Origin of the sequence: Citrobacter sp. Cf132, from assembly GCF_030333885.1 — a bacterium.
GTDB lineage: Bacteria > Pseudomonadota > Gammaproteobacteria > Enterobacterales > Enterobacteriaceae > Citrobacter > Citrobacter freundii.
This window is the reverse complement of the sequence record NZ_JAOWFA010000048.1, coordinates 117,409-141,890: the sequence shown is the minus strand read 5'-3', so window position 1 is coordinate 141,890 and position 24,482 is coordinate 117,409. Positions and strand designations below refer to the sequence as shown.

The window sequence follows — 24,482 nt, the reverse complement described above, 5'->3', positions numbered from 1 at the left end:
AGGCATCAAATAAAGTGAAGAAGCCCATCCTGACGGATGGGCTTTTTTGCGTGTGTGCGGGGTAAAACCGCCGGGCTGAATGTATTGTGCAGGCCTGATAAGCGCAGCGCATCAGGCAATAAGTACGGCTACCCGTGTACGAGGTTGAGCAACGGGTGCGCTCGTCCGAGATCGTCCACTTCCGTCCGTCCCGTCACAGTAAATCCCATCTTCTTATAGAATCCAACTGCCTGCTCATTCTGTTCATTAACGTTGGTCGTTAGCGTTGAAACCATTGATAAAGCATGTTCAATCAGCAGTTTACCAACGCCACTACCACGCACATCCGGATCGACAAACAACGCATCCATATGCTGATCGGTCAGAAGCATAAAGGCGACAGGCTCATCTTGTTCTGTCACTGCAACCCATAGCGGAGCTTCTGGTAAAAATGAACTTACCAGCTCTTCCAGCTCAATCCGATACTCCGCAGAGAGGAAACGGTGCGTCGCATCGACAGAACGACACCAAATAGATATGAGCTTATCACCTTCGTCCTTACGCGAACGACGAATGGTAAAGGGCATAGCATTCTCCTTTTATCTTTACTGCACTATTCTACAGCAAGGGCCGTGAAACTTTCTCAACTTGAGGATGCAGGCTCGACATTCTCATGATTCCTGGGTATCTTCAGCTATCTGGATGTCTAAACGTTTAAACGTATGTAGTGAGGTTATCAGGTTATGCCAATTCGCGTGCAGGACGAGCTACCCGCCGTCAATTTCTTGCGTGAGGAAAACGTCTTTGTGATGACGACATCCCGCGCTTCCGGTCAGGAAATTCGACCACTGAAGGTGCTCATCCTCAACCTGATGCCCAAGAAGATTGAAACGGAAAACCAGTTCCTGCGCTTACTGTCTAACTCACCGCTACAGGTAGATGTTCAGCTATTGCGCATCGATGCTCGCGAGTCACGTAACACCCCTACGGAGCATCTGAATAACTTTTACTGTAATTTCGAGGATATCTGCGAGCAGAACTTTGACGGACTGATCGTGACCGGCGCGCCGTTGGGTCTGGTTGAATTTAATGACGTGGCTTACTGGCCGCAGATTCAACAAGTGCTTGAATGGGCGAAAGATCACGTTACCTCAACGCTATTTGTTTGTTGGGCGGTGCAGGCCGCGCTGAATATCCTGTACGGAATTCCTAAGCAAACCCGTACGGACAAACTTTCAGGCGTCTATGAGCACCATATTCTGCATCCTCATGCGCTGCTGACGCGTGGATTCGATGATGCGTTCCTGGCTCCGCATTCGCGCTATGCCGATTTTCCTGCTGCGCTTATTCGCGACTACACCGATCTCGAGATTTTTGCTGAAACCGAAGAGGGAGATGCCTACCTGTTTGCCAGCAAAGATAAACGAATTGCCTTTGTGACGGGCCATCCGGAATATGATGCCCATACGCTCGGCAGTGAGTATTTTCGTGACGTCGAAGCGGGCCTAACGCCGGAAGTGCCCTATAACTATTTCCCGAAAGATGACCCGCAAAACAAACCGCGGGCAACCTGGCGTAGCCACGGTAATCTGTTGTTTACCAACTGGCTCAACTATTACGTCTACCAGATCACGCCATATGATCTGCGTCACATGAATCCAACGCTGGATTAATCTTCTGTAGCAGACGATCCTTAAGCGTTTCAGCATATTGAATCAGGCACCTTCGGGTGCCTTTTTTATTTCCGAAACGCACCTCACAGTGTAATTAAATTTTATTTATATTGTTATCAATAGGTTAATTGATAATTAAATTAAAAATGGAAATTGTTTTTGATTTTGAAATTTAAATGAGTAGTCTTAGTTGTGCTGAACGAAAAGCGCACAACGATCCTTCGTTCGCATTGGGGATGTGTTTGGATCAATGACGAGGAACTACGCAATGAATCAACAGGCAACGACAACCGATGAACTGGTCTTCACCAGGCCGCGTGGCGAACAGGAGCAACAAATTCTGACCGCTGAAGCAGTAGAGTTTCTGACTGAACTGGTGACAAGATTTACGCCAAAACGCAATAAACTTCTGGCTGCACGTATTCAGCAGCAGCAGGATATTGATGACGGTAAGTTGCCTGATTTTATTTCGGAAACAGCTTCCATTCGTGAGGGTGACTGGAAGATTCGCGGTATTCCTGATGATTTACTGGATCGCCGCGTAGAGATAACCGGACCCGTTGAGCGCAAGATGGTTATCAACGCGCTCAACGCGAACGTCAAAGTCTTTATGGCTGACTTCGAAGATTCGCTGGCTCCTGAGTGGAGCAAAGTTATCGACGGGCAGATAAACCTGCGCGATGCGGTCAATGGCACCATTAGCTATACCAACGAAGCGGGTAAAATTTACCAGCTCAAACCTAATCCGGCTCTGTTGGTATGCCGCGTTCGTGGCCTGCATCTGCCGGAAAAACACGTCACCTGGCGTGGCGAATCCATCCCGGGCAGCCTGTTCGATTTTGCCCTCTATTTCTTCCACAACTACAAAACGTTGCTGGCAAAAGGCAGCGGCCCTTACTTCTACCTGCCAAAAACGCAGGCCTGGCAAGAAGCAGCATGGTGGAGCGAAGTGTTCAGCTATGCAGAAGATCGCTTTAATCTGCCGCGCGGCACCATCAAAGCGACTCTGCTGATTGAAACGCTGCCGGCCGTCTTCCAGATGGACGAAATTCTGCACGCCCTGCGTGACCATATTGTCGGTCTGAACTGCGGTCGCTGGGACTACATTTTCAGCTATATCAAAACGCTGAAGAACCATCCGGATCGCGTGCTGCCGGACCGTCAGGTGGTGACGATGGATAAGCCATTCCTCAGCGCCTATTCGCGTCTGCTGATTAAAACCTGTCATAAACGTGGCGCATTCGCGATGGGCGGCATGGCAGCATTCATTCCCAGCAAAGATGCGGAACGTAACAACCAGGTTCTGACCAAGGTAAAAGCGGACAAAGCGCTGGAAGCCAATAACGGTCATGACGGCACATGGATTGCCCATCCGGGACTGGCAGATACCGCAATGGCGGTGTTCAACGACGTGCTCGGTGAAAACAAAAATCAGCTGTTCGTGACCCGTGAAGAAGATGCGCCGATTACTGCAGAACAACTGCTGGCGCCTTGTGAAGGTGAGCGTACTGAAGAAGGCATGCGCGCCAACATTCGTGTTGCGGTGCAGTACATCGAAGCGTGGATCTCCGGTAACGGCTGCGTACCGATTTACGGTCTGATGGAAGATGCGGCCACTGCCGAAATCTCCCGTACCTCCATCTGGCAGTGGATCCACCACCAGAAGACGCTCAGCAACGGCAAGCCGGTTACCAAACCGCTGTTCCGTCAGATGCTGGCCGAAGAGATGCTGGTGATTCAGGACGAGCTGGGCGAACACCGCTACAGCAGCGGACGTTTTGACGATGCCGCGCGCCTGATGGAGCAAATCACTACCTCTGATGAATTGATCGATTTCTTGACCCTGCCAGGCTACCGCCTGCTGGCGTAATCCACCACATAACAATATGGAGCATCTGCACATGAAAACCCGTACTCAACAAATCGAAGAATTACAGAAAGAATGGACTCAACCGCGCTGGGAAGGCATCACCCGTCCATATAGCGCGGAGGAAGTGGTGAAATTACGTGGCTCGGTCAACCCGGAATGCACGCTGGCTCAGCTTGGCGCGGCGAAAATGTGGCGTCTGCTGCACGGCGAATCGAAGAAAGGTTATATCAACAGCCTCGGCGCGCTGACTGGCGGTCAGGCGCTGCAGCAGGCGAAAGCCGGTATTGAAGCGGTCTACCTTTCAGGCTGGCAGGTGGCGGCAGATGCCAACCTGGCATCCAGCATGTACCCGGACCAATCGCTGTATCCGGCGAACTCCGTCCCGGCAGTGGTGGATCGGATCAACAACACATTCCGTCGCGCCGATCAGATCCAATGGTCAACCGGTATTGAACCGAACGATCCGCGCTATGTGGATTACTTCCTGCCGATCGTTGCCGATGCGGAAGCGGGTTTTGGCGGCGTACTGAACGCGTTTGAACTGATGAAATCGATGATTGAGGCTGGTGCAGCGGCCGTTCACTTCGAAGATCAGCTCGCATCGGTAAAAAAATGTGGTCACATGGGCGGCAAAGTTCTGGTGCCGACTCAGGAAGCTATCCAGAAACTGGTGGCCGCCCGTCTGGCAGCCGACGTCATGGGTGTTCCGACGCTGGTTATTGCGCGTACTGATGCTGACGCAGCCGATCTGATAACGTCTGACTGCGACCCATACGACAGCGAGTTCATCACCGGCGAACGTACCAGCGAAGGGTTCTACCGTACGCATGCGGGTATTGAGCAGGCGATCAGCCGTGGTCTGGCCTATGCACCTTATGCGGATCTGGTGTGGTGTGAAACCTCCACGCCGGATCTCGAACTGGCGAAGCGCTTTGCCGATGCGATTCACGCGAAATTCCCCGGCAAACTGCTGGCCTACAACTGTTCGCCGTCATTTAACTGGCAGAAAAACCTGGACGACAAAACCATTGCCAGCTTCCAGCAGCAACTGTCGGATATGGGTTACAAATACCAGTTCATTACCCTGGCGGGCATCCACAGCATGTGGTTCAACATGTTCGACCTCGCACACTCCTATGCGCAGGGTGAAGGCATGCGCCACTATGTTGAGAAGGTTCAGCAGCCAGAATTTGCGGCGGCTAAAGACGGTTACACCTTCGTGTCCCATCAGCAGGAAGTGGGTACAGGCTACTTCGACAAAGTCACTACTATCATTCAGGGCGGCGCTTCCTCGGTGACCGCGCTGACCGGCTCGACCGAAGAATCGCAGTTTTGATTAATGCCCGGTGGCGCTGTGCTTACCGGGCCTACGAAGGGATGTAGGCCGGATAAGCGAACGCGCCATCCGGCATGACGTTGTGCCGGATGGGAGAAGTCGATGACGCGTGGCCTGGAATTACTGATTGCTCAGACGATTTTGCAAGGTTTCGACGCCCAGTACGGGCGTTTTCTGGAAGTCACCTCCGGCGCGCAGCAGCGTTTTGAACATGCCGACTGGCATGCGGTTCAGCAGGCGATGAAAAGCCGTATTCACCTTTACGATCATCACGTAGGTCTGGTGGTGGAGCAGTTGCGCTGCATTACAGACGGCAAAAGTACCGACGCGGATTTTTTACTTCGCGTGAAAGAGCATTACACCCGGCTACTGCCGGATTACCCGCGCTTCGAGATTGCGGAGAGCTTTTTTAACTCCGTTTACTGTCGGTTATTTGATCACCGCTCGCTGACTCCCGAGCGGCTGTTTATTTTCAGTTCTCAGCCAGAGCGTCGTTTCCGCACGATCCCACGCCCGTTGGCGAAAGACTTTTTTCCTGATACCGGCTGGGAGTGGCTGCTAACTCGCGTCCTTAGCGATCTGCCCCTGCGTCTTCCGTGGCAGAATAAACATCGTGATATCCACTACATCATCGAACACCTGACCGAAACCCTGGGAACGGATGTGTTGCCAGGCTGCCATTTACAGGTGGCGAATGAACTGTTTTATCGTAACAAGGCCGCCTGGCTGGTCGGTAAGCTGATTACCCCTTCCGGGACGCTGCCGTTTTTACTGCCAATCCACCGGACAGACGAAGGCGAATTGTTTGTCGATACCTGCCTGACCACGACGGCGGAGGCGAGCATTGTGTTTGGCTTCGCCCGCTCCTACTTTATGGTGTATGCCCCGCTGCCCGCGGCACTGGTGGAGTGGTTGCGCGAGATCCTGCCCGGTAAAACCACCGCTGAATTGTATATGGCGATTGGCTGTCAGAAGCATGCAAAAACGGAAAGTTATCGGGAGTATCTGCTCTACCTGGTCAACTGTGATGAGCAGTTTATTGAAGCGCCGGGGATCCGCGGTATGGTGATGCTGGTGTTTACCCTGCCGGGCTTTGACCGGGTGTTTAAAATCATTAAAGACAAATTTGCGCCGCAAAAAGAGATGTCTGCCGCCCACGTCCGCGCCTGTTATCAACTGGTCAAAGAGCACGATCGTGTGGGGCGGATGGCTGACACCCAGGAGTTCGAGAATTTTGTGCTGGATAAACGGCAAATCGATCCGGCGCTGATGGCGCTGTTATTGCAGGAAGCCCCGGAAAAAATTACCGATCTTGGCGATCAGATTGTCATTCGCCATCTGTATATCGAACGACGGATGGTGCCGCTGAATATCTGGCTGGAGCAGGTCGAAGGTCAACAACTGCGCGATGCCATTGAAGAGTACGGCAACGCGATTCGTCAGCTGGCCGCCGCCAATATTTTCCCCGGCGATATGCTGTTTAAGAACTTCGGCGTCACCCGTCACGGGCGCGTGGTGTTCTACGACTACGATGAAATCTGCTACATGACGGAGGTTAATTTCCGTCATATCCCGCCGCCACGCTACCCGGAAGATGAGATGAGCGCTGAGCCGTGGTACAGCGTATCGCCTGGAGATGTCTTCCCGGAAGAGTTTCGCCACTGGCTATGTGCCGACCCGCGTATCGGGCCGCTATTTGAAGAGATGCACGCTGACTTGTTCAGCGCCGACTACTGGCGGGGTTTGCAAACGCGGATTAAAAACGGGCATGTGGAAGATGTTTACGCCTACCGACGTCGGCAGCGGTTTAGCGTACGGTTTGCGGCTTTTGCGAGCAGCTTTCCAACAACAGATCCCAACGCTGGTGATAGCTCACCAATGACTGTACTGTGACCGGAGGCTTGAGCTAAACCCATCCAACAATTTCGTTGGCGATATTGGCCTCTTCTGTCTATTATGTCCATATTGGACATTCAAGCCATTTTGGTCGGAAGGAGGGGATATGCAGGTCATGCCCGCACAACAAGCGAAAAACCAGTTCGGTGATTTACTGATGAAAGTTCAGCGTGAACCGGTGGAAATAAGCAAACATGGCAAGCGTGTGGCCGTGGTGATTTCCCCCGAGGAATATGACCAGTTTAAGCAGCTAAAACTCCAGAGACTAAAGGCTGTGTTGACGGAATCTATCACTCAGGCTGATAACGGTGAGCTGCACAGTATTGATGATGTTTTTGGCCCGCTGACATCTGATAAATAATATGGAAGGCAGAGGTAAGGCGAAGGGATGAGTGTCAGGTTTACGACAAAAGCCAAAGAACATGTTCGCGCAATCCGCGTTTATTCTGCGCGTCGCTGGGGAGAAGAAGTCGCAGAAGCCTATGCTTCCGTGCTGCGCACGGTGATGGTGGATGTGCTTGATAAACATCCTTCTCCTGGCCGTGATCGCAGTGGCGATCTTTTTCCTGACGTACGTAGTTTCCCTGTAGAAAGCCACATTATCTATTACCGTGAAGCACCCACAGGCATAATCGTGCTGGCGGTGCTGCACGAAAAACAAGATCCTCAAAACTACCTGTGAGAGCGTGGCGCAGAAAGCGGCTTAACGAAATCCGCCGTACGCCAGCGTGACTTCTTTCGCTGCTTTGATTGCCATTGCGCCAAACTCGGTCACACGGTCATCGGTAATGCGTGAGATTGGCCCGGAAATGGAGATGGCGGCGAACGGCTGACGGTGCTCGTCATAAATGCACGACGCCACGCAGCGCAGACCCAGCGCATGTTCCTCATCATCAAAGGAATAGCCGCGCTTGCGCGTCTGAGCCAAATCCTCTTTCAGATGCACTGGCGACACCAGCGTGGCGTGGGTATAAGCGTGTAGTCCTTTGCGGTGCAGCAGCCCTGTCACCTGTTCTTCGCTCAGTTGGGATAAAAACGCCTTACCCGCGCCGGAAGCATGCATCGGCAGTTTGCCGCCGATAGGCGCGGACATGCGCATCAGTTGGGTGCACTGCACCTGGTCGATAATAATGGCCTGATGATCGCTTTGATCCAGCACGGCGAGGTTGACTGTCTCACCGGAGTCTTCCATCAGCTTGCGCAGGATTGGATGCACAATCGCCAGCAGATTACGGCTTTGCAAAAAGCTGCTGCCGACGATAAACGCATGTGCACCCACGGCCCAATGCCCTAATTCACCGACCTGACGAACAAATCCCTGCTGCTGCATGGTGGTCAATAATCGGTGAGTCGTGGAGTTTGGCAGGCCGGCCTGCTGCGCCAGCTCGGTCAGCGCCACGCTGCCGTTGGATTCCGCAATCCACTCCAGTAGCTTCAGGCCGCGCGTCAGGGACTGAACCTGCCCGGTTGCGGGCGCAGTAGTAGCGGCGGGTTTTCTACCGCGTTTCGCGGGAACGGGGGCAACCATGGCAGACTCCTTTTCTGTATCGTGGAAATCATTTTCGTTTTATTCAATTATAATGCAAGAATTCCTGTACTGATCGGATGAGTGAAGCTGAACATGTCTCATGTTGGCCGTTGTTCTCTTTTCCGCCTCTCAGGTTTGTGCCAGTATGGCCTGTTGAGTTTTTTCGGTCTGGTTGAGCGTTGTCGGGAGCGAGTGTGAGCAGCAAAGTAGAACAATTACGTCAGCAGTTAAATGAACGTATTCTGGTGCTGGACGGCGGTATGGGCACCATGATCCAGGGATATCGTCTGAGCGAAGAGGATTTCCGCGGCGAACGCTTTGCCGAATGGCCGTGCGATCTGAAAGGCAACAACGACCTGTTGGTGCTCAGCAAACCGGAGGTGATCGCCGCGATTCACAACGCCTACTTCGAGGCGGGCGCGGACATAATCGAAACCAACACCTTTAACTCCACGACTATCGCCATGGCGGATTACCAGATGGAATCCCTGTCGGCGGAAATCAACTTTGCGGCAGCCAAACTGGCGCGCGCGGCGGCAGATGAATGGACGGCACGCACGCCGAACAAACCGCGCTACGTCGCGGGCGTGCTTGGCCCAACCAACCGTACGGCGTCTATCTCGCCCGACGTCAACGACCCGGCTTACCGCAATATTACCTTTGATCAGCTGGTGGCCGCCTACCGCGAATCCACCAAAGCGCTGGTGGAAGGCGGCAGTGACCTGATCCTGATTGAAACCGTTTTCGATACCCTCAACGCCAAAGCCGCTATTTTCGCGGTTAAAACTGAATTCGAAGCGCTGGGCGTTGAGCTGCCGATTATGCTCTCCGGCACCATCACCGACGCTTCCGGGCGTACGCTCTCCGGCCAGACCACCGAAGCATTCTACAACTCCCTGCGCCACGCCGATGCGCTGACTTTTGGTCTGAACTGTGCCTTAGGCCCGGACGAACTGCGCCAGTACGTGCAGGAACTGTCGCGTATTGCCGAATGCTACGTTACCGCACACCCGAACGCCGGTCTGCCGAACGCCTTTGGTGAGTACGATCTCGATGCCGACACCATGGCGGCGCAAATCCGCGAATGGGCCGAGGCGGGCTTCCTGAATATTGTTGGCGGCTGCTGCGGCACCACGCCGGAACACATCGCCGCCATGAGTCGCGCAGTGGACGGACTGCCGCCACGCCGCTTGCCGGAAATCCCGGTTGCCTGCCGCCTTTCCGGCCTTGAGCCGCTGAACATCGGCGACGACAGCCTGTTTGTGAACGTCGGCGAGCGTACCAACGTTACCGGTTCGGCGAAGTTTAAACGCCTGATCAAAGAAGAGAAATACAGCGAAGCGCTGGATGTCGCCCGTCAGCAGGTGGAAAGCGGCGCGCAGATCATCGATATCAACATGGATGAGGGGATGCTCGACGCCGAAGCGGCGATGGTTCGTTTCCTCAACCTGATTGCCGGTGAACCGGATATCGCCCGCGTGCCGATTATGATCGACTCCTCGAAATGGGAAGTAATCGAAAAAGGGCTGAAGTGCATTCAGGGTAAAGGCATCGTTAACTCCATCTCGATGAAAGAGGGGGTTGAGACCTTTATCCATCACGCGAAGCTGCTGCGTCGCTACGGTGCTGCAGTGGTGGTGATGGCCTTTGACGAGCAGGGCCAGGCCGACACCCGCGCGCGCAAAATTGAGATCTGCCGTCGGGCGTACAAGATTCTTACCGAAGAGGTGGGCTTCCCGCCGGAAGATATTATCTTTGACCCGAACATCTTTGCCGTCGCGACCGGGATTGATGAACACAACAACTACGCGCAGGACTTTATCGGGGCCTGTGAAGACATCAAACGCGAACTGCCGCACGCGCTGATCTCCGGCGGCGTTTCTAACGTTTCATTCTCGTTCCGTGGCAACGACCCAGTACGTGAAGCCATTCACGCAGTATTCCTCTACTACGCCATTCGCAACGGTATGGACATGGGGATCGTCAACGCCGGACAACTGGCAATTTACGACGACCTGCCCGCCGAGCTGCGCGATGCCGTTGAAGATGTGATCCTCAACCGCCGTGACGATGGCACCGAACGACTGCTGGAGCTTGCTGAGAAGTATCGCGGCAGTAAAACCGACGACACGGCGAATGCCCAGATGGCGGAGTGGCGCAGTTGGGACGTGAAAAAGCGCCTCGAATACTCGCTGGTGAAAGGCATAACCGAGTTTATTGAGCTGGATACCGAAGAAGCTCGCCAGCAGGCCGCGCGCCCGATCGAGGTTATTGAAGGACCGCTGATGGACGGCATGAACGTGGTTGGCGACCTGTTCGGCGAGGGCAAAATGTTCCTGCCGCAGGTGGTGAAATCCGCCCGCGTGATGAAGCAGGCGGTGGCATACCTTGAACCGTACATTGAGGCCAGCAAAGAGAAAGGTTCCAGCAACGGCAAAATGGTCATCGCAACCGTGAAGGGCGACGTGCACGATATCGGTAAAAATATCGTCGGCGTGGTGCTGCAATGTAACAACTACGAAATCGTCGATCTTGGCGTGATGGTGCCCGCGGAGAAAATCCTCAGAACGGCGCGTGAAGTGAATGCCGATCTGATTGGCCTTTCCGGGCTGATTACCCCATCGCTGGACGAAATGGTCAACGTGGCGAAAGAGATGGAGCGTCAGGGCTTCACTATTCCGCTGCTGATTGGCGGCGCCACCACCTCGAAAGCGCACACCGCGGTGAAAATTGAGCAGAACTACAGCGGCCCGACGGTGTACGTGCAGAACGCCTCGCGTACCGTTGGCGTCGTCGCTGCGCTGCTCTCTGACACCCAGCGTGATGACTTTGTCGCCCGTACGCGTAAAGAGTATGAAACCGTGCGTATCCAGCATGCGCGTAAGAAACCGCGTACTCCGCCCGTAACGTTACAGGCTGCCCGCGACAACGATCTGGCCTTTGACTGGGAAAACTACACCCCGCCGGTGGCGCACCGTCTTGGCGTACAGGAAGTGGAAGCCAGCATCGAAACCCTGCGCAACTACATCGACTGGACGCCGTTCTTTATGACCTGGTCGTTGGCCGGGAAATATCCGCGAATCCTCGAAGATGAAGTAGTGGGCGAAGAGGCGAAGCGCCTGTTCAAAGATGCCAACGACATGCTGGATAAACTCAGCGCTGAGAAGACGCTGAATCCGCGTGGCGTGGTGGGTTTATTCCCGGCCAACCGCGTGGGTGACGACATCGAGATTTACCGTGACGAGACGCGTACGCACGTCATCAACGTGAGTCATCACCTGCGCCAGCAGACGGAAAAAGTCGGTTTCGCCAACTACTGCTTGTCTGACTTTGTTGCGCCGAAACTGAGCGGTAAAGCGGATTACATCGGTGCTTTTGCGGTCACTGGTGGTCTGGAAGAAGACGCGCTGGCAGATGCTTTTGAAGCGCAACATGACGACTACAACAAGATCATGGTGAAAGCGATCGCTGACCGTCTGGCGGAAGCGTTTGCAGAATATCTGCATGAGCGCGTGCGTAAAGTCTACTGGGGCTATGCGGCGAATGAGAATCTCAGTAACGAGGAGCTGATCCGCGAAAACTACCAGGGGATTCGCCCGGCACCGGGCTATCCGGCGTGTCCGGAACACACCGAAAAAGCCACCATTTGGGAACTGCTGGACGTGGAGGCGCATACCGGGATGAAGCTCACCGAATCCTTCGCCATGTGGCCAGGTGCGTCGGTTTCCGGCTGGTATTTCAGTCATCCGGACAGCAAGTACTACGCTGTGGCGCAAATCCAGCGCGATCAGGTTGAAGATTATGCCTTCCGTAAAGGGATGAGCGTGGCAGAAGTGGAACGCTGGTTAGCGCCGAACCTCGGCTACGACGCCGACTGATTCACAAAACTGTCATCTTTCTTTACAACAAACAGGGCGCTCAATGAGTGCCCTGTCTCTTTATTACGTTTAAACCCTTATACTGAAAGAAGGTTCGCGAGCGCTATTTGCCGGCTGGCGGCGTAAACGCCTTATCCGGCCTACAAGGGACATTCTGTAGGCCTGATAAGCGCAGCGCCATCAGGCACGCTATCTGCGCCGAGCCCAGGAACATATAACGATAAGGAGTACTTGATTCCGTGTTAACTCTGTTACACCTGCTTTCTGCCGTCGCGATGCTGGTTTGGGGTACGCATATTGTGCGTACCGGCGTGATGCGCGTCTTCGGCGCCCGCTTGCGTACCGTGCTCAGCCGTAGCGTTGAAAAGAAGCCGCTCGCCTTTTGTGCGGGTATCGGCGTGACTGCGCTGGTGCAAAGCAGCAACGCCACCACCATGCTGGTGACCTCGTTTGTTGCACAAGATCTCGTGGCGCTGACTCCTGCGCTGGTGATTGTGCTCGGTGCCGATGTGGGGACCGCGCTGATGGCGCGTATCCTGACCTTCGATCTCTCCTGGCTGTCGCCACTGCTGATTTTTATCGGCGTGATCTTCTTTCTCGGCCGTAAGCAGTCCCGTGTGGGGCAACTGGGGCGGGTCGGTATTGGACTGGGGCTGATTTTACTGGCGCTGGAGCTGATTGTGCAGGCAGTAACGCCGATCACTCAGGCTAATGGCGTACAGGTTATTTTCGCCTCACTTACCGGCGATATCATGCTGGATGCGCTGATTGGCGCCATGTTTGCGATTATCAGTTACTCCAGCCTGGCGGCGGTACTGTTGACGGCAACGCTGACCGCGGCGGGCATTATCTCGTTCCCGGTAGCTTTGTGTCTGGTGATTGGCGCCAACCTCGGCTCTGGTCTGTTGGCGATGCTCAACAACAGTGCTGCGAATGCTGCTGCTCGTCGTGTGGCGCTCGGCAGCCTGCTGTTTAAGCTGGTGGGCAGCCTGATTATCCTGCCGTTTGTTCATCCGCTGGCCAATCTGATGGATGAACTGCCGCTGCCGAAATCTGAACTGGTTATCTACTTCCACGTCTTCTACAACCTGGTTCGCTGCGTGGCGATGGTGCCGTTCGCCGAACCGATGGCGCGTTTTTGTAAGCGCATCATCCGCGATGAGCCGGAGCTGGATGCACATCTGAAGCCCAAACATCTGGACGTCAGTGCGCTGGATACGCCGACGCTCGCTCTGGCTAATGCCGCCCGCGAAGCGCTGCGTATTGGCGACGCAATGGAGCAGATGATGGACGGGTTGAAGAAGGTGATGCACGGCGAGCCGCGCGAAGAGAAAGAGTTGCGCAGGATGGCGGATGACATCAACGTGCTGTACACGGCGATTAAGCTCTATCTGGCGCGGATGCCAAAGGATGAACTGGCGGAAGAGGAATCACGCCGTTGGGCGGAGATTATCGAAATGTCGCTCAACCTCGAACAGGCTTCCGATATCGTTGAACGTATGGGCAGCGAGATTGCCGATAAGTCGCTGGCCGCCCGTCGGGCATTCTCGGTAGAAGGGCTGAAAGAGCTGGATGCACTTTACGATCAGCTGCTCAGCAATCTGCAGCTGGCGATGTCGGTGTTCTTCTCGGGCGATGTGACCAGTGCCCGTCGTCTACGCCGCAGCAAGCACCGTTTCCGTATTCTCAACCGTCGTTATTCGCACGCGCACGTTGACCGTCTGCATCAGCAGAACGTGCAAAGCATCGAGACCAGTTCCCTGCACCTGGCGCTGTTGGGCGATATGCAGCGTCTGAACTCGCTGTTTTGCTCCGTGGCCTACAGCGTGCTGGAACAGCCGGATGAAGACGATGAGCGGGATGATTATTGAGTGAGGTGAAGCGGTAGGCCGGATAAGGCATTTATGCCGCCATCCGGCATCAGACAACAAATCAACTAAAAGCAGTGGCCTGCTTCAACAGCAACCGCCTCTTCACCCGCTTTAAAGATATACGTGGTGTTCGGGCCGCCGAGCACGGACTTACCGTTACTCACCTTGATCCAGTTACCTTCCGGCAAGCCAATCACCGTCAGCTCCGGTGCCACAACCAGCAGTTCGCGGATACGCTGTTCACGCGTTTCGCCTTTGTGGCCTTCCGGCAGCGCGTTGGTGAAATGTGGGTTAATCTGCAGCGGGAACAGACCCAGCGCATCAAAGCCTTTGGGATCGACAATCGGCATGTCGTTGGTGGTGCGGATGGTCTGGCAGGCAAGGTTGGAACCCGCGCTCCAGCCGATGTACAGCGCACCGCGTTTGACGACATCCACGATCGGCGCCAGCAACCCGCGCTCACGACTCTCTTTCAGCAACTGGAAGGTATTCCCGCCGCCGACAATCACCAGCTCGGCGTTTTCAATGGCTGCAATTGGATCGGCAACGGTATGAATACCGGTAACGTTAACGCCCATTGGCGCAAAGATGGTTGCCGTTTTCGCCGTGTACTCATCCCAGGTTTGCGTCACGCCGGCGAACGGAATAAACACTGCCGTACGGCGACCATTCAGTTGCTCTGCGATCAGCGGCAGCGCATGTTCCATCCAGCCTTTGCCCGGCAGCGTCGAGTTACTCAATAAAAGCAGTTCCATCATTTCTCCATGTAATCAGAAAATTACAAACTGCGCTAATGCTACCACTATCAGCCTGACGCCTTACTGATATGGCTCACGATGTTGGAAGTGAGGTTCTGGAAAGCGCCTCGCAGACTGGCGTTTTATTTCGGCTGAAAGGGAGATTGTTGATTTATTCTTCTGGTGGGCAATGGCATTTTATACCTAAATGGATATAATTAAGGGGGGAGGATGACGAAACCACTTTACTGGGTTGGGCATGCCTGGAAAGATCTACAGGGAATGCCAGAACATGTTCGGGATACGTTTGGGTTTGCTCTTTGGCTTGCGCAGCAGGGTAAACAGCATTCACAGACTAAACCATTAAAAGGATTTGGTGGCGCGGGGGTTCTGGAAGTCGTTGAGGATTATCACGGCAACACCTGGCGGGCGGTTTACACCATCCAGTTGAAAAATGCGGTTTATGTTCTCCATGTTTTTCAGAAGAAGTCCGTTGCCGGGAAGGCAACGCCCAAACCTGAAATTGACCTGATTTATCAGCGGCTCAAGGCTGCTCAGCGCCATGCGCAGGAGAGTGGATATGTCACATGAAGTTGAAGCCAGTAGCGGAAATGTTTACGCCGATTTAGGCGTGTATGACGCAGAACAGATGCAGTTGAAAGCGCAACTGGCAATGGTGATTGGTGAGATTTTGCAACGCAAAGGGTTAACGCAGCAGCAGTCCGCGCAGCTACTGGGAATGACGCAGCCTAAACTTTCCAATCTGCTACGCGGCCAGTTTCGCGGTATCAGTGAAGTAAAGATGCTCGAATGCCTGGTGAGACTGGGTCGTGATGTAGAGATTGTTGTTGGGAAAGAGGGCAATATGTCAGGAAAGCTGAAAGTGAAATTTGGCTGATATCCAATTTCAAACCTTAACTGTCAATCCAATACCGAGCGCCTTCATCACCGCCAGCGTGGTTTTCAGCGTCGGGTTTCCTTTCTCACTAAACGAGCGGTAGAGTTGTTCGCGGGATAATCCCGTTTCTGCCGCGATGTTCGCCATTCCCTTAGCGCGTGCCACCACGCCCAACGCTTTTGCAATGTACGTTGCATCGCCTGTTTCGAGGGCATCCGCCATAATTACAGCAATTTCTTCATCATCAACCAGCGCAGTCGCGGGATCGTAGTGAGTAAGTTTATTCATGACGGTAGATCTCCTGATAATCCAGTGAATGAGCGAGCCTTCACCTACAGGTTTAACATCGCCAGCTAAACCATTCGCCAGTCGAAAAAGTCGTGCGGCAATGCGCGTTTTGGCCCTGCGATCTCGCAGATTCTGCTCCCAGTGTTGGAAAACCGTGGTCTGAAGAATTTCCATGATTACGTTCCATGTATTTTATAAACTACATTTTGAATTGACAAGTTGAAAGCAGAGAATAAAAAACTGGGAGGTAAGAGGAAATGCTGGTGGGCGTAAACAGGAAAGCGCCTCGCAATAATGCGTCATTTTTCAGATGTTATGCTTGATTTGGGAAACAATAATAGGGGATAGAGGGGCTTTTTGTCAGGAGCGGAGGCTCGCAGTGTCAGCGGTTTTCTAAAAGTGAATGGATTGTTTTGCAGGGAGTGATACAGCCTGGGCAATAACGGATTATATCGTTGGGTATTACAGTGTGCTCAGGATGCATGAATATAATGGTGAGTTACCACCAAACGAATCGGAAAACCAATACAGGAAAAAACGCTAACTCAGTGATCCGTCTTAGTTGACCACTACACCTTAAGCCCGCAGTTGGAATGCGGGCTTTTCACGTAAGCCTTGCAACGGGTGTTATGGTAAATCGACCAGATGTTGCTCGTTAATATCATTCAGTAAGTTATGGCCCTTTTCAGATACGCGATAATAATTCATCCCACCAGTTGTTCCCGGAACAATGTCCACTAACCCGGCCTCTGATAGATTGGAGACAAGCCTTGCAACGTTGCCAATGCCATCCATTTTTCTGATGCTCATTGCTCTATCAAGGTTGTACCAAGTCCAATTAACATCGTCTCTGGAAGCTAATAATTTCAGGATATTCAGTTCAGTATTATTTACCATAATGGGGCGTCCGGATGGTATAGGTCTTCTATGGCACCGCTTAACTTATAATCTTCAAGGGTGGCTGTATGTGTGTTGTTCCACAGAGTGTGGGCTTCAATGTCATCGACTGGCCTACCTGTTTCCCAACCTAAATTGCAGTAGCGCTCGAATTCCCGACACTCATGTGCGTAGTAATTTAAGTCTACTTGCTCAGGGGTGATTTCGCCATTAGCGGCTTTTTTTAGTCTATCAACCATAAAATCATTGGCACTGTCAGGACCAAAGCGAGATATGTGCTTTTCAACTGTGGCTATCCCTTTGTGTGTAATAATTACACCATCAGTTGTTAGGTTTTCTATTGGGCCCCCAGCCAATTCTGGATCGAATGGTCTTCCTGAGAAAGTGCCCCTGGCCCCGAAATATTCAAACTCATCCAGCTCAGGGAACCGCATTTTTCCCATCGTCAGTGCGGCTGCTGCCGAAGCGGCAGTAATGAGTAATCCCTTGTTGTCCATGACCTGATCGTAACCCGCTAGAGCATCACCACCGAGTTGTTCTGCCGCCTGATGGAATCCCTCAATGTTGCCATTATAGATGCCGCCAGCCGCCAAAAGCCTCCCGGCTGCTTTACTATTAATAGTTTTACCCGCCTGAGCGCGCTGTATAGGGGCATCGGAATCGTGATGTTTAATTGTCGGAGGCGGCTTCCTTCCTTGATGCTCGTTGAGGCTATATTCGTAGATTTGACGCACTGCCTGCTGAAAACCCTCGCTGTAGATATCCATAAAGCAGTCATAAATCAGATTACTTTCATCATCGAAATAGAACGGATTGCGGAAGTGATCCCATTTTTCCTTAGTGTTAACGCCGACCATCCAGCCGAGCTCCAGATTCCATTTCACCTCATCATAGAGTCCGTCGTATTCAGTAAGACGCTTGCGTTTGTAGGGTTGTGTTGCGAATCGGTGGTAAACCCCTCTCCGTCTCTTCGGGACGCTGTGAGGCAGAATGCGGTTGCGCTGGTCATATTCCAGGTAATCCAGTTCGTAAAAGATGCTCGCCATATCCAGCGCATCTCGTGGCGATAGAATGAACTGAATATCACTTGGAGCCAGTTCTCGCTCAGCATCCCACCTCATGTAAAGAGTGAACATTCCGTTTGTTCCTTATCCCATGTATTTGATAAGGATTATTTCGTTAAAGCGGCGAAAAATCAAACGGATTGGTTTTTGTGGTTGAGCTATTTTTGGTTTACTGGAAGGAAGAGTCACCATCGCTCTGGCAGCACTATTGCTGCTCAAAGCTGCTCAAAACGCCACGATGTAAGTAAGACCTTACCAATGTCCGCAGCCCGCTCTAAGCACACCTCAAGAAAACGATACATAATGCCGATCGCTAGACTTCGATCCCTTTCTGCTTCAGCTCTTTTCTAATCACACGTTTAATCCAGGCTGCCAACGATTCATCGCCATCCTGCCGTTGTGCTTCTTCCATCGCTTTGCGCAGTTCCGGATCCAGACGGAATTGAAACGGGGGATTGCCTCTTCTTTCGTTCATGTGTGTTGACACCTTAATTACACAAGAGTAGTGTGAGTATGTGTGATGACACATTACTCTCACACACCAAAAATGACAACGCCCCGAAAGTGCGGGAACACGATCAGGGCGTCTAACCACAACATTATACGAGGTAATGCTATGGCTGATGCTAATAGTACTACTAACGCCTGTTTTGCGTCTTCTTCTCTCATACCGCAAGCCGATCTGTTTTATTCTCCTCTCGCCGAGGCGTTTCGCCATCTTGATTGTCGCCATCTCACCACCGAAGAAAATCTGGCGCTATCGTTTGGCTGTGAAGAGGTGCTGGCAGGGTTGTACCAGACGCTGAATTTTATGGGCGAAAGCCTGCTGACTATGTCAGGTGAAAGTCAGGGACATTTTTCCCATGAGAGCGTATGCCAGTTAGGACACAGTCTGGTAAACATCAGCCAGTTGATTCCCGCGCTGGCGCGGTTGGACGCGAAAGCCGATCAGACGCTGTTTGCTGTTGCGTAGAACTTAAAAAAGAGCGCCCATCCCCGGCGCTCTGTTCCTGCTCCTTTACCCCGCCCGCGCAAATTCTGCTGCTTCGGCAATCAGCGCGTCATCCGGGCGCACGTCGGTGTACATGGCGAATTGCTCTACGGCCTGTAAGGCAATCACCTCTGCGCCGCTGATGGTCTTTTTACCCAACTGCTGTGCCAGCTTAATCACCGGCGTTTCCGGCGGCAGAGCGACCACGTCAAACACTATGCTGGCGGTCGCAACCATCGCTTCGCTGTAGGCCAGTTCATCACACTCTTTCCCGCCCGCCATGCCGACGGGCGTCACGTTGACCAGAATATCGCAGGCAATTCCATCCGGCTGCGGCTGCCACTGGAAACCGTACTGTTTTGCCAGCGTAGTGCCGCTCTCTCGATTACGTGCGGCAATGATTACATCCGTAAACCCCGCATCGCGAAAGGCGGCAATCACAGCTTTGCCCATGCCGCCGCTGCCGCGAATCATGACGCGAGCGCTGCTATCGAGCTGGTGGCTGGCAATCAGGCTTTTTACCGCAATATAGTCGGTGTTAAATCCTGTCAGCGTACCGTTGTCATTGACGATGGTGTTGACGGAATCAATGACGCTTGCGGAAGGATCGATGGTATCCAGAAACGGCATGCAGCTCTCTTTAAACGGCATTGATACCGCGCAACCGCGGATACCCAGCGCGCGAACGCCTTTCACTGCGGCCTCAATATCCTGCGTGGTAAAGGCTTTGTAGATAAAATTTAACCCTAATTTTTCATACAGATAGTTGTGAAAGCGAGTGCCAAAGTTGCCGGGGCGACCGGCAAGCGACATGCACAACTGGGTGTCGCGGTTAATCATGTTAAATTTCCTCGGCGTGAGACAATATGTACTGTTCGGCTTCCTGCGACCAGACCCCCTGATGACGCTCCAGGATATCGCGCAAGGCTGGATCATCAATCTGAGTGAGCGCGGTTAATGGTAAGGCTTTGCCGGTGTAAACCAGTTTTTTCCCGCCGCCGATTTTTGGCAGTTCCAGCGTTGTTTCACCTGCCGCATTTAACCCCAGAATGTGCGTCACCACTTTTGCCGCCTGAACTTTCTTCTCTTCGATCAGTTTTACCGCCGCGCGCATGTCGTCGGTATTGCCGCCAGACGTCCCAACATAATGGGTGAAGGCGTAGTGTACGTCGTAGAAGTTAATCGGCGCGCTAAACTGCTTATCCTGCGGACCAGCAAAGAAGTTCATGCAACCATCGGCAGCCAGCAGGGAAGAGGCCAGCGTAACCAGCTGTTCGTTGGGCACAAACACAAAGATGTCATCAAACCCGTGCCCGCCGCTCAGCGCCATCAAGGTGTCATAACTCGCATCCTGGGCGTGGAGATAATGGATCAACGTTTGTGGTTCTGATGGATAGTGCTTGCGGGCGTAGCTCAACTTGTCGTTATTGGTGTCGGTTACCACCAGCAGCGCCGGGTTAACCGGGCCATGCAGTGCATAGTCGATCGCCAGTAGTCCCATCGGACCGGTGCCGCCGAGTATCAGTGTATGTCCCTGCGGACGAATGCCCATCTTATGGTTATAAGAGCCTTCCTGCAGGTGATAGTTGGCGTTGAATGCGCCAATCACGCAGGATAGCGGCTCAACCAGCGAACCTTCAAAATAGGTTTCACCTTCGTAGGCCAACAGGCAGTCCTGCTCCATGACTTCATCAGGAATGATGACGTGCGTGGCTTCACCGCCCACCCACGGGAAGGAGTAGCCGGGACAGTCCGGGCGATCCGGCAGTTGCAGGTTAGCCTGAATGACATAGCGCTGGCCGGGCTGAAACTTATGCTGCCATTTTTTGCCTACGGCAATAATGTCGCCGCAAAACTCATGACCGATGATGATCGGGTTGGTGGCCACATCGTCCGGCACCTTTTTGTGGTTCTCGCCCTGGTTAGCCTCTTTCCAGGAAGAAAGGCACAGGCTGTCGGTTACGACTGAGGCCAGAATTTCGTCATCCCGCATTTCAGGAAGGTCGAAAGTTTCCAGGCGCAGATCGCGTTTACCATAAAGACGTAAAGCTGTTGTTGTTTGCATTGTTACCACCTCTTCCTCTTTCGAGGACTATTTGTTGAAGTTGCCCCGGCATTGCCGGAGCGAAAAATCAGGACAGGAAGCCCAGTGCGTTACCGATAATTCCCAGCGCAAACAGGGCGAATATTAGCCATACCGGATTAATTTTCTTGTTGAGCAGACGCACCATCAGCAGCGTCAGACCCAACGCCAGCAGGCCGGGGCAGAGTTGGTCGAGAATGTTCTGCACGGTCATGGTGACGGTGGTGCCGTCTGCGCCAGGCGTTTGCGATACCACCAGCGGCACGTTGATGCTGGTCCATTTGGTGACCAATACTCCCATCACAAACAGGCCGAGAATCGATGCGCCTTCGGTCAGTTTCTGTAGCAGGTTGCCGCCCATGTCGCTGACGATGTTGACCCCTTTACGAAAGCCAAGCTGTAAGCCGTACCACTTCATTGCCAGACGTACTGCATTGAAAATAAAGAAGAACAATAGTGGGCCGAGAATGTTGCCGGACAGCGCCAGCGATGCGCCGAGCGCGGCGGTAATCGGGCGCAGCGTTCCCCATACCAGCGGATCGCCGACGCCGGCCAGCGGACCCATCAGCCCAACTTTGATACCGTTGATGGCACCGTCGTCAATTTCCGCACCGTTGGCGCGAGCTTCTTCCATCGCGGCGGTCACGCCAATCACCGGGCCGCAAACGGCAGGTGTGGTATTGAAGAACACCAGGTGCCGTTTGAGTGCTGCAACCTGGTCTTCTTTCAGCGGATACAGGCGCTTGATGGCAGGGATCATGTCGTAGCAAAAGCCCAACCCATGAATGCGTTCAAAGTTGAATGACGCCTGTTGCAGGTTGGAGCGAACGAACATGCTAAACAGGTCGGATTTGGTCAGTTTTTTCTGTTCCATGGCTGGCTCCATTAGTCATCAAGCTGATCGATAGCTTGAGAAGAGGCGGGTTGCGCCTGCGGTTCGGCTTTACGCCACTGTGGGTTCAACTGGATGTAGACCAGCGCGATAATCACGCCAACCCCACCGAAAGCCAGCAGGCTCAAATCGAGATAACCCCCAGCGATAAACCCGAGGAAGAAGAAGGGCATCAGGTACTTCACCCCCATCATGCGCAGCACCATGGCGTAGCCGACCACCACGATAAAGCCACCGGCAATCTGCAATCCGCGGGTGACGAATTCCGGAATGGCATTGAGCATATTGCTGACCATATCGGCGCTGACAAACAGCGAGACGATTAATGCAGGAATGGCAACGCGCAGCGCCTGTACACCGAGAGCGGAAACGTGCAGCATGTCGATGGTACGAAAGCGGGCGTCTTCGGCGGCTTTATCCGCTGCGTGCTGGAACACCACGGTGATGGTACGGGCGAATACCGTCAGTACCTGACCTGCCGCCGCCACCGGCAGGGCGATGGCGATACCAGTAGCAATGCTTTGCTGACCGACGATAACCAGAATGGCAGAGATAATACTGGCGAGCGCCGAATCGGGAGACTGCGCTGCGCCGACGTTCATCCAACCCAGAGCGATTAACTCCAGCGTGCCGCCGAGCATAATCCCGGTTTTTAAATCACCGAGGATCAGGCCGATAACGGTACAAGCAATTAGCGGACGGTGGGTCTGGAACTCATCCAGCACGCTGCCCATTCCTGCAATACAGGAAAATAGAAATATGGCGATAATTTGTAGGGTACTTATTTCCATAATATGTCACCTTGTGAATGTGATCATCCCTGCCTGTTAAAGCATAAGTACACAGGCATTTTTATTTATTCAGCGAACGATTGTTCTTCTATTTTTTCGAGAATATTAATAGATGGATCGGATGCGACGACGCGTAAATCCAGCGTGACACCCAGTTTATCTAACTCACGAAACGCATGAATATCGTCGTTATCTAAAGAAACGGCTTTGGTTAATTGTTTTTTACCTGGTCGCCAGGCCATGCCGCCAATATTTAATGTGGTGATTTTTACCCCTTGTTTTACCATTGCTAATGCATCCTGCGGGCGGGTAAATAGATAAAAAACGGTTTCGTTCTGGTATTGCGGATTATGGTAAACTGCGACCGCCTTTTCGATATTAACAACGTTCACTTTCATTCCCGGCGGGGCGGCCTGACGTAATAATGTACGACGTACTTCATCGTTATAAACGTCGTCATTACAGATAATAATCCGTTGGGCATTTGCCACCTTCGACCAGACGGTGGTGACCTGACCGTGGATCAGGCGGTCATCAATACGAGCAAGGGTAATGTTCATCAGAAATCCTCTTCGGCCGTTTCCAGATGTTTCCAGACGACACAGGTTTGTTGAGCAATGGTCGTCAGGTGTTCGCACAGTTCATCCACATTCATGCTGCTTTGGTTGTCTACCAGCTCCAGCGCCAACGGCAGTGATAACCCGCTAATGACCCGTATCGCCGGATTGTGCATTGCCAGCGTCGCGGCAGCATTCCAGGGACTGCCACACTGCAAATCGACGGCAATCAGCCATTCATCGCCAGTGTGAATACTTACTAACTTTTTCAGCTTTTCCACGATGTCGCTGGCGTTCTCTCCGGGGACAAATGCCACGGCTTCAACGTTGGCATCACCGTAGACCATCTGTACCGATTCCAGCATGGCGCAGGCCAGTTTGCCGTGAGCACAGAAGATTGCATTGACCATAAAACCTCCTTAGCCGCGCGTTTTTCCGCCAGCAATGTTAGTGGTTACTCCGGTTATGTAACTGGCGCGCTCAGACAAAAGATAACAAACAAAATCAGCGACTTCGCTTAAGCGCCCTGAGCGACCAATTGGGATCGCGTTCTTGGTGTAGCCCTCGCGCAGCTGTTCGACGGTGATGTTGCGAGTCCAGGCCAGCGCTTCTTCATATTCGGGGGTACGCAGTCCGGTTTTTTCCAGAATGCCAGGTGCAATGCCCACCACACGAATGCCGTGTTTGCCCAACTCTTTCGACCAGGAACGGGTAAAGCTATTCAATGCGGCTTTGGTGGCGGCATAGCAACTTTGGCCCTCTGAACCTTCCAGCCCGCTTTCTGAAGAGACATTCACAATCACGCCGTTACGCTGTTTTACCATTTGGCGTGCCGCTGCTTGCGACATTAAGAACACACCTTTCTGGTTGATATTCACCATTTTTTCAAAAGCGGCTTCGTTGAGTTCATATTGCCCGGCGGGGGCTTTTTCATCGACCAGCAGCCGCGGAAAATTAACGCCTGCGTTATTCACCAAACCATCGATACGCCCATAGCGGTGGATAATTTCGGTAACGGTATGATTAACTTCTTTGGCGCTGGAAATATCTGTCGGCCAGAAATGATATCCATTATGGCCTTCATATTTACCGTCACCACCGTGAATATCCGCCATTTGCACATTAGCGCCCTGCGCTAATAACTCTTCAACAATCGCCAGCCCAATACCGGATGCACCACCGGTAACAATAATGACTTTGCCCTGCAAGTTTAACCACGTTTGCATAATTAACTCCCGATTTCAGATAAGGGG

The 24,482-nt window shown here is 52.9% G+C and carries 25 protein-coding genes and 1 pseudogene; 12 read left to right on the top strand and 14 right to left on the bottom strand.

The annotated features are described in order from the left end of the window. Positions 1 to 128 precede the first annotated feature (128 nt). Entirely contained in the window at positions 129 to 566 is a 438-nt protein-coding gene (locus OGV85_RS07620) for an acetyltransferase (RefSeq protein WP_057063361.1), read from the bottom strand. A 156-nt stretch (positions 567 to 722) separates the two neighbouring features. Between OGV85_RS07620 and metA the strand changes: the two genes are divergently transcribed. The 6 genes from metA to OGV85_RS07590 all read left to right on the top strand — a co-directional run bounded on the left by metA (position 723) and on the right by OGV85_RS07590 (position 7,436). Beyond that, complete coding sequence (gene metA / locus OGV85_RS07615) at positions 723 to 1,652, top strand: homoserine O-acetyltransferase MetA (RefSeq protein WP_003031605.1); 930 nt, start codon at positions 723 to 725, stop codon at positions 1,650 to 1,652. 268 nt (positions 1,653 to 1,920) lie between these two features. Further along, the gene (gene aceB / locus OGV85_RS07610; RefSeq protein ID WP_032948287.1) at positions 1,921 to 3,522 is read left to right on the top strand and encodes a malate synthase A; all 1,602 of its coding nucleotides are present in this window, start codon (positions 1,921 to 1,923) and stop codon (positions 3,520 to 3,522) included. 31 nt (positions 3,523 to 3,553) lie between these two features. Continuing rightward, the gene (aceA, locus tag OGV85_RS07605) at positions 3,554 to 4,858 is read left to right on the top strand and encodes an isocitrate lyase (RefSeq protein ID WP_003031609.1); all 1,305 of its coding nucleotides are present in this window, start codon (positions 3,554 to 3,556) and stop codon (positions 4,856 to 4,858) included. 102 nt (positions 4,859 to 4,960) lie between these two features. Then, entirely contained in the window at positions 4,961 to 6,751 is a 1,791-nt protein-coding gene (gene aceK / locus OGV85_RS07600; protein ID WP_061547487.1) for a bifunctional isocitrate dehydrogenase kinase/phosphatase, read from the top strand. Between the two features lie 109 nt (positions 6,752 to 6,860). Then, positions 6,861 to 7,115, top strand: coding sequence for a type II toxin-antitoxin system Phd/YefM family antitoxin (locus OGV85_RS07595; RefSeq protein WP_016149383.1), 255 nt, complete (start codon positions 6,861 to 6,863; stop codon positions 7,113 to 7,115). Positions 7,116 to 7,142: 27 nt separating this feature from the next. Continuing rightward, entirely contained in the window at positions 7,143 to 7,436 is a 294-nt protein-coding gene (locus tag OGV85_RS07590; protein ID WP_032948290.1) for a type II toxin-antitoxin system RelE/ParE family toxin, read from the top strand. A gap of 21 nt (positions 7,437 to 7,457) precedes the next feature. On the opposite strand, the gene iclR is transcribed toward OGV85_RS07590, so the two are convergent. Continuing rightward, complete coding sequence (iclR, locus tag OGV85_RS07585; RefSeq protein WP_003031613.1) at positions 7,458 to 8,282, bottom strand: glyoxylate bypass operon transcriptional repressor IclR; 825 nt, start codon at positions 8,280 to 8,282, stop codon at positions 7,458 to 7,460. 194 nt (positions 8,283 to 8,476) lie between these two features. Here iclR and metH point away from each other — a divergent pair, with 194 nt between their 5' ends. Both metH and OGV85_RS07575 read left to right on the top strand, forming a co-directional pair. Then, on the top strand, positions 8,477 to 12,160 hold the full coding sequence (metH, locus tag OGV85_RS07580) for a methionine synthase (RefSeq protein ID WP_003031615.1): 3,684 nt from the start codon (positions 8,477 to 8,479) through the stop codon (positions 12,158 to 12,160). 239 nt (positions 12,161 to 12,399) lie between these two features. Continuing rightward, positions 12,400 to 14,031, top strand: coding sequence for a Na/Pi cotransporter family protein (locus OGV85_RS07575; protein WP_003031618.1), 1,632 nt, complete (start codon positions 12,400 to 12,402; stop codon positions 14,029 to 14,031). Positions 14,032 to 14,096: 65 nt separating this feature from the next. Here OGV85_RS07575 and pepE read toward each other — a convergent pair whose 3' ends face one another. Then, complete coding sequence (pepE, locus tag OGV85_RS07570) at positions 14,097 to 14,786, bottom strand: dipeptidase PepE (protein ID WP_061547488.1); 690 nt, start codon at positions 14,784 to 14,786, stop codon at positions 14,097 to 14,099. A gap of 213 nt (positions 14,787 to 14,999) precedes the next feature. On the opposite strand from pepE, the gene OGV85_RS07565 reads away from it, so the two are divergent. Together OGV85_RS07565 and OGV85_RS07560 are read left to right on the top strand one after the other, a co-directional pair. Continuing rightward, a complete protein-coding gene (locus OGV85_RS07565; protein ID WP_048220009.1) occupies positions 15,000 to 15,359 on the top strand; it encodes a type II toxin-antitoxin system RelE/ParE family toxin in 360 nt (119 codons plus the stop codon). Then, positions 15,349 to 15,666: a helix-turn-helix domain-containing protein gene (locus OGV85_RS07560; RefSeq protein ID WP_003031625.1), complete on the top strand. Its 318-nt coding sequence runs from the start codon at positions 15,349 to 15,351 to the stop codon at positions 15,664 to 15,666. Before OGV85_RS07565 ends, OGV85_RS07560 begins: the two co-directional genes overlap by 11 nt. 9 nt (positions 15,667 to 15,675) lie before the next feature. Here the strand turns inward: OGV85_RS07560 and OGV85_RS07555 are convergent, their stop codons facing one another. Next, the gene (locus tag OGV85_RS07555) at positions 15,676 to 15,954 is read right to left on the bottom strand and encodes an addiction module antidote protein (protein WP_061547524.1); all 279 of its coding nucleotides are present in this window, start codon (positions 15,952 to 15,954) and stop codon (positions 15,676 to 15,678) included. 421 nt (positions 15,955 to 16,375) lie between these two features. Here OGV85_RS07555 and OGV85_RS07550 point away from each other — a divergent pair. Beyond that, positions 16,376 to 16,498: pseudogene (locus OGV85_RS07550) on the top strand (IS3 family transposase); the annotation flags it as partial. An 83-nt stretch (positions 16,499 to 16,581) separates the two neighbouring features. Here the strand turns inward: OGV85_RS07550 and OGV85_RS07545 are convergent. The 3 genes from OGV85_RS07545 to OGV85_RS07535 all read right to left on the bottom strand — a co-directional run bounded on the left by OGV85_RS07545 (position 16,582) and on the right by OGV85_RS07535 (position 18,390). Next, positions 16,582 to 16,851 carry a hypothetical protein gene (locus OGV85_RS07545; RefSeq protein WP_040229864.1) on the bottom strand — a complete coding sequence of 90 codons (270 nt, stop codon included), beginning with the start codon at positions 16,849 to 16,851 and terminating at the stop codon, positions 16,582 to 16,584. Then, positions 16,845 to 17,987: a DUF8093 domain-containing protein gene (locus OGV85_RS07540; protein ID WP_040229863.1), complete on the bottom strand. Its 1,143-nt coding sequence runs from the start codon at positions 17,985 to 17,987 to the stop codon at positions 16,845 to 16,847. The genes OGV85_RS07545 and OGV85_RS07540 overlap by 7 nt, the downstream gene beginning before the upstream one ends. A 241-nt stretch (positions 17,988 to 18,228) precedes the next feature. Next, on the bottom strand, positions 18,229 to 18,390 hold the full coding sequence (locus tag OGV85_RS07535; RefSeq protein ID WP_003841416.1) for a phage protein: 162 nt from the start codon (positions 18,388 to 18,390) through the stop codon (positions 18,229 to 18,231). Between the two features lie 141 nt (positions 18,391 to 18,531). Between OGV85_RS07535 and OGV85_RS07530 the strand changes: the two genes are divergently transcribed. Beyond that, positions 18,532 to 18,888: a hypothetical protein gene (locus OGV85_RS07530; RefSeq protein WP_061547489.1), complete on the top strand. Its 357-nt coding sequence runs from the start codon at positions 18,532 to 18,534 to the stop codon at positions 18,886 to 18,888. A gap of 45 nt (positions 18,889 to 18,933) precedes the next feature. On the opposite strand, the gene OGV85_RS07525 is transcribed toward OGV85_RS07530, so the two are convergent. From OGV85_RS07525 to OGV85_RS07495, 7 genes are all read right to left on the bottom strand, one after another. Further along, positions 18,934 to 19,746 (bottom strand): shikimate 5-dehydrogenase, encoded by an 813-nt coding sequence (locus tag OGV85_RS07525; RefSeq protein ID WP_061547490.1) that lies wholly within the window; start codon positions 19,744 to 19,746, stop codon positions 18,934 to 18,936. Between the two features lies 1 nt (position 19,747). Next, positions 19,748 to 20,971 (bottom strand): L-sorbose 1-phosphate reductase, encoded by a 1,224-nt coding sequence (gene sorE / locus OGV85_RS07520; RefSeq protein ID WP_003031639.1) that lies wholly within the window; start codon positions 20,969 to 20,971, stop codon positions 19,748 to 19,750. Positions 20,972 to 21,038: 67 nt separating this feature from the next. Beyond that, positions 21,039 to 21,863, bottom strand: coding sequence for a PTS system mannose/fructose/sorbose family transporter subunit IID (locus OGV85_RS07515; protein ID WP_003031641.1), 825 nt, complete (start codon positions 21,861 to 21,863; stop codon positions 21,039 to 21,041). An 11-nt stretch (positions 21,864 to 21,874) separates the two neighbouring features. After that, positions 21,875 to 22,672, bottom strand: a complete 798-nt coding sequence (locus OGV85_RS07510) for a PTS mannose/fructose/sorbose transporter subunit IIC (RefSeq protein WP_003841402.1) — start codon at positions 22,670 to 22,672, stop codon at positions 21,875 to 21,877. Between the two features lie 65 nt (positions 22,673 to 22,737). After that, on the bottom strand, positions 22,738 to 23,232 hold the full coding sequence (locus OGV85_RS07505) for a PTS sugar transporter subunit IIB (RefSeq protein WP_003031646.1): 495 nt from the start codon (positions 23,230 to 23,232) through the stop codon (positions 22,738 to 22,740). Further along, a complete protein-coding gene (locus OGV85_RS07500; protein ID WP_003031647.1) occupies positions 23,232 to 23,639 on the bottom strand; it encodes a mannose/fructose/sorbose PTS transporter subunit IIA in 408 nt (135 codons plus the stop codon). The genes OGV85_RS07505 and OGV85_RS07500 overlap by 1 nt, the downstream gene beginning before the upstream one ends. Before the next feature lie 9 nt (positions 23,640 to 23,648). Further along, positions 23,649 to 24,455, bottom strand: a complete 807-nt coding sequence (locus tag OGV85_RS07495; protein ID WP_003031649.1) for an SDR family oxidoreductase — start codon at positions 24,453 to 24,455, stop codon at positions 23,649 to 23,651. Positions 24,456 to 24,482: the final 27 nt, after the last annotated feature.

Excerpts from the sequence above, each read along its gene's own strand:
- OGV85_RS07535 (WP_003841416.1), bottom strand. The coding sequence starts at position 18,390 with ATGAACGAAAGAAGAGGCAATCCCCCGTTTCAATTCCGTCTGGATCCG.
- OGV85_RS07545 (WP_040229864.1), bottom strand. The coding sequence starts at position 16,851 with ATGGTAAATAATACTGAACTGAATATCCTGAAATTATTAGCTTCCAGA.
- OGV85_RS07505 (WP_003031646.1), bottom strand. The coding sequence starts at position 23,232 with ATGAACATTACCCTTGCTCGTATTGATGACCGCCTGATCCACGGTCAG.
- OGV85_RS07540 (WP_040229863.1), bottom strand. The coding sequence starts at position 17,987 with ATGTTCACTCTTTACATGAGGTGGGATGCTGAGCGAGAACTGGCTCCA.
- metA (WP_003031605.1), top strand. The coding sequence starts at position 723 with ATGCCAATTCGCGTGCAGGACGAGCTACCCGCCGTCAATTTCTTGCGT.
- aceA (WP_003031609.1), top strand. The coding sequence starts at position 3,554 with ATGAAAACCCGTACTCAACAAATCGAAGAATTACAGAAAGAATGGACT.
- OGV85_RS07565 (WP_048220009.1), top strand. The coding sequence starts at position 15,000 with ATGACGAAACCACTTTACTGGGTTGGGCATGCCTGGAAAGATCTACAG.
- OGV85_RS07530 (WP_061547489.1), top strand. The coding sequence starts at position 18,532 with ATGGCTGATGCTAATAGTACTACTAACGCCTGTTTTGCGTCTTCTTCT.
- sorE (WP_003031639.1), bottom strand. The coding sequence starts at position 20,971 with ATGCAAACAACAACAGCTTTACGTCTTTATGGTAAACGCGATCTGCGC.
- aceB (WP_032948287.1), top strand. The coding sequence starts at position 1,921 with ATGAATCAACAGGCAACGACAACCGATGAACTGGTCTTCACCAGGCCG.
- OGV85_RS07555 (WP_061547524.1), bottom strand. The coding sequence starts at position 15,954 with ATGAATAAACTTACTCACTACGATCCCGCGACTGCGCTGGTTGATGAT.
- OGV85_RS07525 (WP_061547490.1), bottom strand. The coding sequence starts at position 19,746 with ATGATTAACCGCGACACCCAGTTGTGCATGTCGCTTGCCGGTCGCCCC.
- OGV85_RS07620 (WP_057063361.1), bottom strand. The coding sequence starts at position 566 with ATGCCCTTTACCATTCGTCGTTCGCGTAAGGACGAAGGTGATAAGCTC.
- OGV85_RS07560 (WP_003031625.1), top strand. The coding sequence starts at position 15,349 with ATGTCACATGAAGTTGAAGCCAGTAGCGGAAATGTTTACGCCGATTTA.
- iclR (WP_003031613.1), bottom strand. The coding sequence starts at position 8,282 with ATGGTTGCCCCCGTTCCCGCGAAACGCGGTAGAAAACCCGCCGCTACT.
- OGV85_RS07495 (WP_003031649.1), bottom strand. The coding sequence starts at position 24,455 with ATGCAAACGTGGTTAAACTTGCAGGGCAAAGTCATTATTGTTACCGGT.
- OGV85_RS07500 (WP_003031647.1), bottom strand. The coding sequence starts at position 23,639 with ATGGTCAATGCAATCTTCTGTGCTCACGGCAAACTGGCCTGCGCCATG.
- OGV85_RS07595 (WP_016149383.1), top strand. The coding sequence starts at position 6,861 with ATGCAGGTCATGCCCGCACAACAAGCGAAAAACCAGTTCGGTGATTTA.
- pepE (WP_061547488.1), bottom strand. The coding sequence starts at position 14,786 with ATGGAACTGCTTTTATTGAGTAACTCGACGCTGCCGGGCAAAGGCTGG.
- OGV85_RS07590 (WP_032948290.1), top strand. The coding sequence starts at position 7,143 with ATGAGTGTCAGGTTTACGACAAAAGCCAAAGAACATGTTCGCGCAATC.
- OGV85_RS07510 (WP_003841402.1), bottom strand. The coding sequence starts at position 22,672 with ATGGAAATAAGTACCCTACAAATTATCGCCATATTTCTATTTTCCTGT.
- OGV85_RS07515 (WP_003031641.1), bottom strand. The coding sequence starts at position 21,863 with ATGGAACAGAAAAAACTGACCAAATCCGACCTGTTTAGCATGTTCGTT.
- aceK (WP_061547487.1), top strand. The coding sequence starts at position 4,961 with ATGACGCGTGGCCTGGAATTACTGATTGCTCAGACGATTTTGCAAGGT.